The following is a 12,467-nucleotide window of genomic DNA, read 5'->3' as shown; positions in this document are numbered from 1 at the left end:
GGATCGCATCTGCGATGCGATCCGGCCTCCCCCGCAAGCGGGAGAGGCGAAGCGAGCCCGTAGATAGGCTGTCCGAATAACATACGCGATCGCCGCCGCCCCACCGCGCTCATGAGTATCTGATCCTGGGATCGATCACGCCATAGAGCAAGTCGATCGCCATGTTGATCGCGAGGAAGAACAGCACCACGACGAAGATCGAGCCCTGCACGGTCGGAATGTCGCGCTGCAGGACGCTGTCGACCAGCAGCGAGCCGATGCCGGGCCAGGAGAACAGTTTCTCGACCACGACCGCCTGTCCCATCAGCGCGCCGAATTGCAGGCCGATTGCGGTAAGGATGATGACGAGGGCGTTGCGCATCACGTGCCACTTCACGACCCTTGTCTCGCTCATGCCCTTGGAGCGCGCGGTGCGGACGAAATCCGCGGTCATGATCTCGAGCACCGCGGCGCGCGTCGTCCGCGCCAGCAGCGCCATCGGCGAGACGCCGAGCGTCACCGCCGGCAGGAGCAGATATTTCAGTCCGCCGTCGCCATAGCCAAAACTCGGCAGCCAGCCGAGCTTCAGCGCAAACAGGTACATCAAGAGCAGCCCGAGCCAGAACTTGGCCATCGACAGGCCCGACACCGCCACGACCATCGAGAGCGTGTCGGCGAGACTGCCCGGCCGAAGTGCTGCGATGAAGCCCAGGGGGACGCCGATCAGGATCGCGAATGTCATGGCGGCGAAGATCAACTGCAGCGTCGGCCACATGCGTTTGGCGAGCATGGACGTGACCGGCTCGCGCGTGCGGAACGATGTTCCCAGATCACCCATTGCGAGCTTGGAAATGTAGGCGCCGAAGCGGACGTAGATGGGATCGTCGAGGCCGAGCTGCTTCCTCATGCGCTCCATGACCTGCGCATCCGTCGCGCCGCGGCCGTCGCCGTCCATGCTCGACATGATGCTGCCGGGAACGACGCTGAACAGCACGAACACCACCAGCACGACGGCCAGCACGGTCGGAACGGCTTGCAGGAGACGACGGATCAGGAAGGCGAGCATTGCAACTGTTCCTCCCTCCCTCCATCGCTGGAGGCAGGGTGAGAGCGCGTGTCACTTGGCAGGCTACTTGGCGGGCGAGGTCTCATCGACCCAGAGGTCCTCGACGTTCTGATGGGTCAGTTCGGTTGCGTTCAGCTGAATGCCCTTGAGCCACGGCTGCACCGCCATGACCGCCTTGTTGTAGTTGAAGAACCAGACCGGCGCCTCGTCGTAGAGCAGGGCATTGGCCTTCTTCAGCAGCTGGTCGCGCTTGGCGCCGTCGTCGGTCTGGCCGGCGTCGTCGATCAGTTTGTCGAAGTCGGCATTGTTGAAGTTGGTGTAATTGCAGGCCGATGGCGGCGTCTTGGAGTAGAAGCATTTCAGCGCCGCCGCGGGATCGGGGCCCGACGCCATCGAATAGACGTAGGCCTGGAACTCGCCCTTGCGAATGACCTCGGCCAGCACAGCGGTCTCGACCTGCTTGACCTTCACCGTGATGCCGACCTTGGCCAGCATCGGGATGATCGCTTCGACGATCGGCAGGCCCCAGCTTTCATTCGAACTGGTGGTCCACTCGAATTCGAAGCCGTTGGGATAGCCGGCCTCGCTCAGCAGCTGCTTCGCCTTGGCGGGATCGTAGGCGTAGGGCTTCATCGTCTTGTCGTAGAGCGGCGAGGTCAGCGGCAACCAGCTGGTGGCACGATAAGCCTTGCCCTTGACCAGCTTGTTGATGATCAGATCGGTATCGATCGCATAATTGATCGCCTGCCGGACCCGCTTGTCGGCGAACGGCTTGAAGGAGGGATTCATCCCCATGTGACGCGTGAAGACCTCGGCGACTTCAGCGATGGTGCCCTTGAGGTTCGGGTCGGCCTGATAGGCGACATATTGCGCCGGCCCCAGCACCGAGGTGTCGATCTCCTTGTTCCGGAAGGCGACATCGCGCGCGGCGGCCTCGCCCATGACGGAGATGATGAGCCTGTCGGCATAGGGCTTGCCGGGCTTGTAGAACTTCTCCCAGCGCTCCAGCACGATCCGCGATCCCGGCACGTGCTCGACGAATTTGAAGGGCCCAAGCCCGATCGGCTTCTGGATGAAGCTCTCCTTGACGGCCTCGTCGGCGGGATAGATCGAGGTGAGCGCGTTCCAGAAATAGAAGGCGGGATCGACCTTCTCGGTCAGCGTCATCTCGAGCGTGAAGTCGTCGATCTTCTTCAGGCCAGAGATCTCCTTGGCCTGGCCCTTCTCGACCTCGGCCGCGCCCTTGATCACGCGGACGAACCGCGCGCCGGGATAGGCCTTGCTGCCGTCCATGATGCGGTTGAAGCTGAAGATGACGTCGTCGGCCGTCATCTTGCGGCCATTGTGGAAATAGGCGTCGTCGCGCAGCCTGAAGGTGTAGACCAGACCGCCGCCCGAGACGGTGGCGTCCTTGGCAAGTTCCGGAACCGGCTTGCCCTCGGCGGAATCCCAGATGTAGAGCGAGCGATGCAGGCCCTTGGCGTAGATCTCGTCCTGGGCGCGCTGCGTCGTGTGGATGTCCATGCTGGAGAAACTGGAGCCGTAGGGCGCCGTCATCCGGATCGTGCCGCCCTTGCGCGGCGTCTGGGCCTCCGCCGCGGCGGACAGCAGCAATCCAAGGCCGGCCACGATCGCGATTTTCTTGAGCATCACGTTTCTCCGATTGGGCAGGGTCGTCCAATCGGGAGTTGAGCATTCGCACCGTATCTGATGCAAGGGGGCGCCGTCCTGAATCCGCAGGCGTGCGGAGACGGTCAACGCTGTCGAGGTTGGCTCTTGCAGCGGAATCGCGGTGCAGCGGTCTCAGCCGGTGCTTTTTGTAGGGTGGGCAAAGGCGCGCTTGCGCCGTGCCCACCTTTCTTGCTGCGACAGAAGTGGTGGGCACGCTTCGCTTTGCCCTCCCTACTGGACCTATTCAAAGGCGGCGGCATCGTCAGCGGAGGGGCGGTGCAGGCCTGCCGATGACGATGCCGGTCAATCAGAGCCGAATGGCGCTACGCCACGGCGACAGGGGCGGGCGCCGGTGCGCCGGAGTCCTTCGCCGCGCTGCTCGCATTCAGCTTCTGATTGACGATCTGCACAGTGCGGTCGATCTCGGCATTGGGCACGCCGAGCTGATGCGAGATCAGCTTGACCAGCAGGTCGACGCGCTCGATGGACGGCGAGCCGCCCGCGACAGCGCGGGCCGCCGACGACGGCTTCAGCAGGCTCTCGGCCGCCTTGGCGTATTTCTCGAACGGCACCTGATCGGCCGGATCGGCGCCGAGGCGCTGGGCGACGGCGTCCACGTGGCGATAGATCGACTGCGAGAGATTGATGTCGCCGTGCACGGCGTCGCGGATCGATTGCGGCTCGGCCGGGGTGATGCAGCGGTAATTGCCGGTCAGCAGCATCGACCATTTCGCCAGCGGCACGAACATGGAGTCGAACACTTTCAGCTTCACCGGAACGTCCTGGCCGTCGAGCGTCACCGCATCGATATCGGCTTCGAGCTCGCGCAGCATCGCGTTGTGCGCCTCGTCGGCAAACGGTGCGGCCTTGAAGTTGGTGGGCAGGCCGACGTGAAGCACGTTCGCGGCCTCTTCCGGCGGACGGAAGGCCTGCGGATCGGGCGAGCAAAGCGACACCAGGCCCGGCTCGAACCGTTCCCACACCGCGGCATTGGTGTAGGCCTGCTCGAGATCCATCGTTGCCAGGGCGGGGATGCGCTTCAGATAGGGCAGCGGCGGCATGTTCATGATCGACAGGCACGGCAGCTTCGCCTCGGCGATCCCGGCCATCAGCGCCTTGATCTCTGATGTCGCGTATTGCGGTTCCTGCATCGCAAGGCCGACCAGATCGTAGCGCGACGGATCGACCTTGGCGGGTTCGACCGCGTCCAGCGTTCCGGGCAGTTCGCGCGAGAAGATCGAGCGGTGGGTCGGCTCGTCGCGCAGCTTGATGCGAACCTCGGTGCCGTCGCGATTGATCAGGTCGGCGGTCTGCTTGCGGCAAACCAGGGTCGCGTTGTGGCCGGCCATCAGGAGTTTTGTCGCCAGCAGCGAGCCGTACGAGGCGCCGAGGATCAGAACGTTACGGGGCATGCGCCCTCCCACAGATAATGCTTTTCCACGTGCACGACACCGGCGCGCAGATGCGCGTGCCTGTTTGCGACAGGAGTTGATCCGAATGTTTTGGTAGCGCGCCGTCTCTCCCGGGATCTGCAATCTCCAGGAGAGGCCGGCGGAGTGGAGACGTCCTAGGCGGCGAACACGGTGGCGGTGCCGGTCGCCTCTTCGTCGAACGCGGTCGAGATGTCGCGCATGCTGATCACGCCGATCAGGCTGTAATTGTCGATGACAGGCACGTGGCGGATGTGATGCAGGTTCATGAGATGGCGGACATGCTCGAGCGTATCGGTCGAGTTGCACGAGACCAGCTGCTGCACGGCGACGAACTGCGACACCCGCATGCCGGCGCCGGCGGCGCCGTGCTGGGCGATGGCGCGCACCACGTCGCGCTCGGTGAACATGCCGACCGCGGTGTTGCCCTCGGTGCGGACGACGTCCTTGACCACCAGCGCGCTGATATTGCTCGAGCGCATCAGCTGGGCGGCGATCGCCACGGTCTCGTTCATGCGGACCGTCGCGACGCGGGCGGTCTTCTTGCGCAGGATATCTCCGACTTGCATGGCAACCTCCTTGGTAAGCGTTGAAGCAAGTCTGGTATACATAATGCCAATTGTCAACACGCGCGATGGAGGATTCTGACAGAAAAAACCGCTTAGAATAGACAGGTTTACTGACGTATCGGCGGCGTCCACCCAAGTTGACCGAAGCCGAGGTGCGCTGGATTGGTATCTGGCATCCCTGAGATTCGAGCCAAGATGGGTGCGCTACGCCGATGAAGGGAGTCGTAATGGCCTCGGGTTGCGCACCCCGGAAGTGCGTATTACTTTGTACACATTCGCTCACACGGGAGTTCTCCATGAAGTCGACGACCTTTACGGTGCGGGTCGATACGGATGTGAAGAAACGGCTGGAGCGATTGGCCAAGAGCACCGGTCGCAGTCGTTCCTTTCTCGCCGCTGAGGCCATCAACGGGTATCTCGACGTCAATGAATGGCAGGTGGAAGGCATCAAGCGCGCCATCGCCTCACTCGATCGTGGCGAGAGGATTCCGCATGATCAGGTCAAGGATTGGGTCGCTTCCTGGGGAAGCGGGGACGAAAAACCGGCGCCCAAGAGTTCATGAATCCGATCTGGTCGCCTGAGGCTATCGCCGACCTCGCGGCGTTGCGGGCCTACATCTCGCAGGACGATCCGGCAGCGGCGCAACGCATTGCGCTTCATATCATCCGCAACGTTGAGACGTTGCTTCCCAGCAGCCCCGAAATGGGGCGGCCAGGCCGCGTTTCCGGGACGCGCGAGCTCGTGATCCCGAAGACGCCGTATATTGTGCCGTATCGCTTGGTCGGCAACACCATCCAAGTTCTGCGGGTCTTCCACGGTGCCCGCCGGTGGCCCGAGGCATTTTGAGAGACGGCACTGCCGCCGCAAAAAAGAGGCGCACCGAAGTGCGCCTCATCAAGTCCAGGGAGAGAATTTTCAGGTCACGCCGTCTTGGCGCTCGCCGCGGTGGCTTCCTCGGCGGCTGCTTCGTTGCCGAGGATGAAGCTGCGCCGCAGCGGCTTGATCACGAACAGCGCCATCAGGGCTGCCGTGGCGTTGAGCGCGACTGCGATCACGAACACCGCCTGCCAGCCATAGCTCGCGGCGATCAGGCTTGCGGCCGGCACCAGCAGCGAGGCGGTGCCCTTCGCGGTGTAGAGCATGCCGTTGTTGGTGGTGGCGAACTTCGAGCCGAAGGTGTCGCCGCAGGTGGCGGGAAACAGCGAGTAGATCTCGCCGAACACGCCGAAATACACCGCAGTCGCCAGCACGAACACGATCGGATTGTGGCCCCAGGTCGAGAGCGTCAGCAGCATCACGGCGGCGGTGCCGAACGCGATGAACATGGTGTGCTCGCGGCCGATATTGTCGGAGACCCAGCCGAAGAACGGACGGCCGAACCCGTCGAAGATGCGATCGAGCGAGATCGCAAACGTCAGCGCCGCCATCTGGAATCCGGCCAGCGACACCGGGGTGTTGGCGATCTTGTAGTCGTGGGCGATCGGGGCGATCTGCGCCGCCGTCATCAGGCCGCCGGCGGCGACCATCACGAACACCAGGTACATCACCCAGAAGATCGGGCTGCGCAGCACCTGGGGCGGCGTGAAGTCGATCTTGGTCTGCGGCAGATTGAGCTGCTTTTTCTTCGGCGGAATCGCATGGGTCGGCGGGCGGATGAAGAAGGCGAGCACGAACACGATCACGCCCTGGCCGAGACCGAAATCGAAGAACGCAGTCTGATAGCCGCTCGCGGCGATCATGCTGGCGATCGGCACCACGGTGATCGCGGCACCGGCGCCGAAGCCCGCGGCGGTCGCACCCGCAGCGAGGCCGCGGCGATCCGGAAACCATTTCAGCGCATTGCCGACGCAGGTGCCGTACACGGCGCCGGCGCCCATGCCTCCGATCACGGCTGCCGCATAGAGCAAGGTGAGGCTATCGGCGTAGGAGTTCAGCACCCAGGAGAGCGCGATCATCACGCCGCCGAACATGATCACGACGCGCGGACCATATTTGTCGACGAACCAGGCTTCGACCGGCACCAGCCAGGTCTCGGTCACGACGAAGATCGTGAAGGCGAGCTGGATCGCGGCGCGGCCCCAGTGGTTCTTGGCATCGATCGGGTCGACGAACAGCGTCCAGCCGTACTGGAGGTTCGCGATCATCGCCATGCAGATGATGCCCATGGCGAGCTGAAGCCAGCGGAAGTTGCCGGACGAAGGTGCTGCAGCAGGTGTGGCAGCTGGATTGCTGGAAACCATCAAGTCCTCCCGAAACGCGCTCTTCTCTTGTGACCGAGTGTCGCAATGTTGTGGCTTATCGTCGCAAGCCGTTCGGGTGATGCTGGTATACTTTATTCCAGTTTGCAAGGGCAACTTAAGTTGCGCCGCACCAAAAATACCCCGTTTCTTCCCGCATCGTGGGAAAGCCCACAGGGGTCCACTGCACGAAAAACCGGGCAAACGAAAAGCGCCCGGCACGAGGGCCGGGCGCTTCGCGCATGGATTGTCTTGTTTGGTATTACGCCAGTGTCGACTTCTCGACCACGACCTTGCGCCAGGGTTTCAGCACCGCGATCGCGAGCAGCGAGGCGAGGATGTTGGCGCCGGCGGCAATGATGAACACGCTGTCCCAGGTGCCCGAGGTCTGCTGCATGTAGTTCGCGATCGGGACCAGCAGCGCCGCCGTGCCCTTTGCGGTGTAGAGCAGGCCCGCATTTGTTGTCGCGAACTTGGCGCCGAACGTGTCGGTGCAGGTCGAGGGGAACAGCGAGTAGATCTCACCCCAGGCGAAGAACACGAAGCCCGACAGCAGCACGAACCAGACCGGATCGTGGCCCCAGAGGTAGAGCATCCAGATGCCGAAGCCTTCCATGCCGAAGGCGATGAACATCGTGTTCTCGCGGCCAATCATGTCGGAGATCCAGCCGAAGAACGGACGGGTCAGGCCGTTGAGCACGCGGTCGATGGTGGCCGCGAACGTCACCGCCGTCATCGTCACCGCCATCAGCGTCACCGGCACGCTGTCGACCTTCCAGTCAACCGCGATCGGCTTCAGGTTCGCCGTCACCATCAGGCCGCCGGCGCCGACGATCACGAACATGAAGTACATCAGCCAGAAGATCGGCTGGCGCAGCACTTCCGTCGGCTGATAGTTGCGCCGGGTCTGGATGACGTTGGCGTTCGCCACCACCTGCGGCACCTGTCCGGCCTTCGGCGACAGCAGGAAGAAGGCGAGCAGCACGATGATGATGCCTTGGCCGAGACCGAAATAAAGGAAGGTGGTCTGGAAGCCGGAGTCCTTGATCATCGCCTGGATCGGCGCAACCGTGAGCGCGGAACCCGCACCAAAGCCTGCCGCGGTGATGCCGGCGGCGAGACCGCGCTTGTCGGGGAACCATTTCAGCGCGTTGCCGACGCAGGTGCCGTAGACGCCGCCGGCGCCGATGCCCGCGATGATCATGCCGAGATAGTAGCCGTTGAGCGAGGTGGCCTGCGCGTTGATCGCCCAGCCGATCGCGCAGAGGATGCCGCCGATGAGGACGACGATGCGCGGGCCGTATTTGTCGACGAACCAGCCCTCGACCGGAACCAGCCAGGTCTCGAACAGGACGAAGAGGGTGAAGGCCCACTGGATCGATGCGCGATCCCATCCAAACGTCTTCTGGATGTCGGGCACGAAGAACGTCCACCCGTACTGATAGTTCGCGATCATCACCATCGCGGCGACGCCGATCGCAAGTTGTGTCCAGCGATAGGTGTCACTGACTCGTGCGGCTGCTGGGGCCGTAGTTGCCTGAACCATATCCGTCATAGCTCCTCCCAACGCGCGCTGTCATCGTTCTGTTCTAGCGCTGCGGCGGTCGCCATCTTGGTATCTGATATGCCAAGGAGCAAGCCGTCACAGGGCAAGCGCGCGCAAATGCCGCAGACGCCGAAGCGCTGCGGTTGGGAAGCTAGATCAATCGGCTGGCAAATGGCCCCGGAAAGGAGGGCCATTGGTCGAAGGTACTAGGACGCTGTGGATTTCACGGGCGATGGCGGCAGGGCCGCCAATCGCCTGGATTCTTGCGGGATTAGAGCCCGAACCGCGGCAGGTCGCCGTTGCGGTTGGAGATCGCGGCGCTCTTCATCAGCAGGCGATCGATCGAGGCCAGCAGGCGGGCGAAAACGGAAGCCGAGGGGGCGAGGGCGATAGCAGCAGTCTTGGACATCGGTGGTGCCTTTTCTTGGAACCGACAACGTGCCGGCTCATCATCTGCAGCCAATCTATGTATACCAGATGCCAAAAGCCATGCATTTGTTTGCATAGCAGCATTATCGCCTGTGCAATGCAACATAAAGGAACTGTTTTGGCATGCCAGGGAGGAAAATGGCCTAGGGATACCGGCGAGGGTGGTATTTTGTGTCCCGTTTCGAGGGGAACCCATTTTGGACGGCGGCAACTGGCTTGGGGATATCGGCCACTGGATCGTGCACCACCTGCAGGCCCCGGCGACGTTCGCCGTTCGACCGACCGTCCAAGCTGACGTCTTCCTTCACGCCGCGAATAGCGGCCGCCATCGGCGGCGAGCTCTTGGCGCATTGCCAAACAAAAAGGCCGCCGAAACCGGCGGCCTTTCGTTTTCGTTCTGAACGCGCAGCCTACTCCGCCGCCTGCTTGCGCGGCGGATCGAGCGCGCCGGAGTCGTGGATCTCGGCGACCTGGTGATCGCTGAAGCCGAGCACCTGGCGCAGGATCTCGTCGGTGTGCTCGCCGAGCAGCGGGGAGCGCGTCACTTCGCTGGCCGAGTCCGACAGCTTGATCGGGTTGCCGACCGAGATGTACTTGCCGCGAGTCGGGTGATCGACCTCGACCACGGTGCCGGTCGCGCGCAGCGACTGGTCCTCGGCGATCTCCTTCATCGACAGGATCGGGCCGCAGGGGATGTCGTCCTTGTTGAGGATCTCCATCGCCTCGAACTTCGTCTTCGTCATCGTCCACTGTTCGATGCGGGCGAAGATCTCGTTGAGGCGCGGCAGGCGGGCCGGCGGCTTGGCGTAGTTCGGATCGGTCTTCCAGGTCGGCTCGCCGATCACGTCGCAGATCTTCTCCCAGACCGGGGCCTGGGTGATGAAGTAGATGTAAGCGTTCGGATCGGTCTCCCAGCCCTTGCACTTCAGGATGCGGCCGGGCTGGCCACCGCCGGAATCGTTGCCGGCGCGCGGCACGGCATCGCCGAACGGAATGCCTTCGCCGAACTGGCTGTATTCCTTCAGCGGACCATGGGCGAGGCGCTGCTGGTCGCGCAGCTTGACGCGGGCGAGGTTGAGCACGCCGTCCTGCATCGCGGCCGTGACCTTCTGGCCCTTGCCGGAATGCGTGCGCTGATAGAGCGCGGTGACGATGCCGAGCGCGAGATGCAGGCCGGTGCCGGAATCGCCGATCTGCGCGCCGGTGACCAGCGGCAGGCCATCGCGGAAGCCGGTGGTCGAGGCGGCGCCGCCGGTGCATTGGGCTACGTTCTCATAGACCTTGCAGTCTTCGTACGGGCCGGGGCCAAAGCCCTTGATCGAGGCCACGATCATCTTCGGGTTGATCTGCTGGATCTTCTCCCAGGGGAAGCCCATGCGATCGAGCACGCCGGGACCGAAGTTCTCCACCAGCACGTCGCACTGCTTGATCAGGGCGGTCAGGACTTCCTTGCCCTTGGGGTTCTTGGTGTCGAGCGTGATCGAGCGCTTGTTGTGGTTCAGCATGGTGAAATACAGGCTGTCCACGTTCGGGATGTCCTGCAGCTGGCCGCGCGTGATGTCGCCGACACCGGGACGCTCGACCTTGATCACGTCGGCGCCGAACCAGGCCAGCAATTGCGTGCAGGTCGGTCCGGACTGGACGTGGGTGAAATCGAGAATGCGAACGCCCGTGAGCGCCTTGGTCATCATATATCTCCGTACTCTGTCTGACCCCTGCCAACCGCAGGGAAGCATGGTTGAGGGGGTGGCTTACTTTTTCTTGAGGACGCTTTGCGGATTGAGGTTGCCGATGCGGCCGCTCTCCGAGCCCGCGGCCGGATCGATCACCGCGTTGATCAGCGTCGGCTTGCCCGACGACATCGCCTCGTTGACGGCGCGCTTCAGCTCGTCCGGCGAAGTGGCGTTGACGCCGACGCCGCCGAAGGCCTCCATCATCTTGTCGTAGCGCGCGCCCTTGACGAACACGGTGGTCGCGGGATCCGCGTTGGCGTTGTTGACGTCGGTGCCGCGATAGATGCCGTCATTGTTGAAGATGACGACGCAGATCGGAAGGTTGTAGCGGCAGATCGTCTCGACCTCCATGCCGGAGAAGCCGAACGCCGAGTCGCCTTCCACCGCGAGCACGGGATGGCCGGTCTCGAGGGTTGCCGCAATCGCCTGGCCCATGCCGATGCCCATGACGCCCCAGGTGCCGACGTCGAGGCGCTTGCGCGGCCGGTACATGTCGATCACGCCGCGGGCGAGGTCGAGCGTGTTGGCGCCCTCGTTGACCAGGATCGCCTCAGGATGATCCTTGATGACGTTCTTCAGCACGCCGAGCGCGCCGTGATAGTCCATCGGCGACTTGTTGTTCATCAGCTTCGGCGCCATCTTGGCGATGTTCTCTTCGCGCTTGCTGCTGATGGCCTTGGTCCAGTCGGCGGGCGGGGCGCTCCAGCCGTTGCCCATCGCCTGGTTGAACGCGGCGACGCAGGAGCCGATGTCACCCACCACGGGGGCGACGATCTCGATGTTGGAGTCCATCTCCTTCGGCTCGATGTCGATCTGGATGAACTTCTTCGGCGTTTCGCCCCAGCTCTTGCCCTTGCCGTGCGAGAGCAGCCAGTTCAGCCGTGCGCCGATCAGCATCACGACGTCGGAATCCTTCAGCACGGTCGAGCGCGCCGCACCGGCGCACTGCGGATGGGTGTCGGGGAGCAGGCCCTTGGCCATGCTCATCGGCAGGAACGGCACGCCGCTTGTCTCGACGAACGACTTGATCTCCTCATCGGCCTGCGCGTAGGCCGCGCCCTTGCCGAGGATGATCAGCGGACGCTTTGCAGCCTTCAGCACGTCGAGCGCGCGCTTGATGGAAGCGGGCGAGGGGAGTTGCGCGGGCGCGGCGTCGATCACCTTGACCAGCGACTTCTCGCCGGCGGCAGCATCCATGACCTGGCCGAACAATTTCGCGGGCAGATCGAGATAGACGCCGCCCGGACGGCCGGAGACCGCGGCGCGGATCGCGCGGGCAAGACCGATGCCGATGTCCTGGGCGTGCAGCACGCGATAGGCCGCCTTGCACAGCGGCTTTGCGATCGCGAGCTGATCCATCTCTTCATAGTCGCCCTGCTGGAGGTCGACGACTTCGCGCTCGGAGGAGCCCGAGATCAGGATCATCGGGTAGCAATTGGTGGTGGCGTGGGCCAGCGCCGTCAGGCCGTTGAGGAAGCCGGGGGCCGACACCGTGAGGCAGACGCCGGGCTTCTTGGTCAGATAGCCGGCGATCGCGGCCGCATAACCTGCGTTCTGCTCGTGGCGGAACGAGATCACGCGGATGCCCGCGGCCTGCGCCATGCGGCCGAGATCCGTGATCGGAATACCCGGCACGTTGTAGATCGTGTTGATGCCGTTGAGCTTGAGCGCATCGATGACGAGGTGGAAACCGTCAGTGAGCTCCTGCTCGGTGCCCGGTGCTTCGGTCTTGGCGGCGGTATTCAGCATGGGCAACGTCTCCCTGATCGTTTCCTGGTTTCGGACGAGTTGTGACTCGTCTCGATG

The 12,467-nt window shown here is 63.3% G+C and carries 12 protein-coding genes; 3 read left to right on the top strand and 9 right to left on the bottom strand.

Going from position 1 to position 12,467, the window contains the following annotated elements; translation table 11 throughout:
• Positions 1 to 109: 109 nt before the first annotated feature.
• From JQ604_RS00535 to JQ604_RS00520, 4 genes are all read right to left on the bottom strand, one after another.
• Positions 110 to 1,045: an ABC transporter permease gene (locus JQ604_RS00535; RefSeq protein ID WP_212351942.1), complete on the bottom strand. Its 936-nt coding sequence runs from the start codon at positions 1,043 to 1,045 to the stop codon at positions 110 to 112.
• A gap of 63 nt (positions 1,046 to 1,108) precedes the next feature.
• Complete coding sequence (locus tag JQ604_RS00530; RefSeq protein WP_212351940.1) at positions 1,109 to 2,695, bottom strand: ABC transporter substrate-binding protein; 1,587 nt, start codon at positions 2,693 to 2,695, stop codon at positions 1,109 to 1,111.
• A 344-nt stretch (positions 2,696 to 3,039) separates the two neighbouring features.
• Entirely contained in the window at positions 3,040 to 4,128 is a 1,089-nt protein-coding gene (locus tag JQ604_RS00525; protein WP_212351938.1) for a ketopantoate reductase family protein, read from the bottom strand.
• Between the two features lie 155 nt (positions 4,129 to 4,283).
• Entirely contained in the window at positions 4,284 to 4,715 is a 432-nt protein-coding gene (locus JQ604_RS00520) for a CBS domain-containing protein (RefSeq protein WP_212351936.1), read from the bottom strand.
• Between the two features lie 296 nt (positions 4,716 to 5,011).
• Between JQ604_RS00520 and JQ604_RS00515 the strand changes: the two genes are divergently transcribed.
• Positions 5,012 to 5,278 carry a CopG family ribbon-helix-helix protein gene (locus JQ604_RS00515; protein ID WP_212351927.1) on the top strand — a complete coding sequence of 89 codons (267 nt, stop codon included), beginning with the start codon at positions 5,012 to 5,014 and terminating at the stop codon, positions 5,276 to 5,278.
• Positions 5,275 to 5,562 carry a type II toxin-antitoxin system RelE/ParE family toxin gene (locus JQ604_RS00510; protein WP_212351926.1) on the top strand — a complete coding sequence of 96 codons (288 nt, stop codon included), beginning with the start codon at positions 5,275 to 5,277 and terminating at the stop codon, positions 5,560 to 5,562. The genes JQ604_RS00515 and JQ604_RS00510 overlap by 4 nt, the downstream gene beginning before the upstream one ends.
• 74 nt (positions 5,563 to 5,636) lie before the next feature.
• Here the strand turns inward: JQ604_RS00510 and oxlT (JQ604_RS00505) are convergent, their stop codons facing one another.
• From oxlT (JQ604_RS00505) to JQ604_RS00495, 3 genes are all read right to left on the bottom strand, one after another.
• Positions 5,637 to 6,956: an oxalate/formate MFS antiporter gene (gene oxlT / locus JQ604_RS00505; RefSeq protein WP_212351924.1), complete on the bottom strand. Its 1,320-nt coding sequence runs from the start codon at positions 6,954 to 6,956 to the stop codon at positions 5,637 to 5,639.
• A gap of 259 nt (positions 6,957 to 7,215) precedes the next feature.
• Complete coding sequence (gene oxlT / locus JQ604_RS00500; protein WP_212351922.1) at positions 7,216 to 8,508, bottom strand: oxalate/formate MFS antiporter; 1,293 nt, start codon at positions 8,506 to 8,508, stop codon at positions 7,216 to 7,218.
• A 262-nt stretch (positions 8,509 to 8,770) separates the two neighbouring features.
• On the bottom strand, positions 8,771 to 8,908 hold the full coding sequence (locus JQ604_RS00495) for a hypothetical protein (RefSeq protein ID WP_212351920.1): 138 nt from the start codon (positions 8,906 to 8,908) through the stop codon (positions 8,771 to 8,773).
• Between the two features lie 217 nt (positions 8,909 to 9,125).
• On the opposite strand from JQ604_RS00495, the gene JQ604_RS00490 reads away from it, so the two are divergent.
• Positions 9,126 to 9,329: a hypothetical protein gene (locus tag JQ604_RS00490; RefSeq protein ID WP_212351918.1), complete on the top strand. Its 204-nt coding sequence runs from the start codon at positions 9,126 to 9,128 to the stop codon at positions 9,327 to 9,329.
• Between the two features lie 9 nt (positions 9,330 to 9,338).
• Here JQ604_RS00490 and frc read toward each other — a convergent pair whose 3' ends face one another.
• Together frc and oxc are read right to left on the bottom strand one after the other, a co-directional pair.
• Positions 9,339 to 10,616: a formyl-CoA transferase gene (gene frc / locus JQ604_RS00485; RefSeq protein ID WP_212351916.1), complete on the bottom strand. Its 1,278-nt coding sequence runs from the start codon at positions 10,614 to 10,616 to the stop codon at positions 9,339 to 9,341.
• Positions 10,617 to 10,679: 63 nt separating this feature from the next.
• Positions 10,680 to 12,410, bottom strand: coding sequence for an oxalyl-CoA decarboxylase (gene oxc, locus JQ604_RS00480; RefSeq protein ID WP_212351914.1), 1,731 nt, complete (start codon positions 12,408 to 12,410; stop codon positions 10,680 to 10,682).
• Between the last annotated feature and the right edge of the window lie 57 nt (positions 12,411 to 12,467).

Origin of the sequence: Bradyrhizobium jicamae, from assembly GCF_018130695.1 — a bacterium.
GTDB classification, from domain to species: domain Bacteria; phylum Pseudomonadota; class Alphaproteobacteria; order Rhizobiales; family Xanthobacteraceae; genus Bradyrhizobium; species Bradyrhizobium jicamae_B.
The sequence above is the reverse complement of the archived record's forward strand: the minus strand, read 5'-3'. Positions and strand labels throughout refer to the sequence as shown.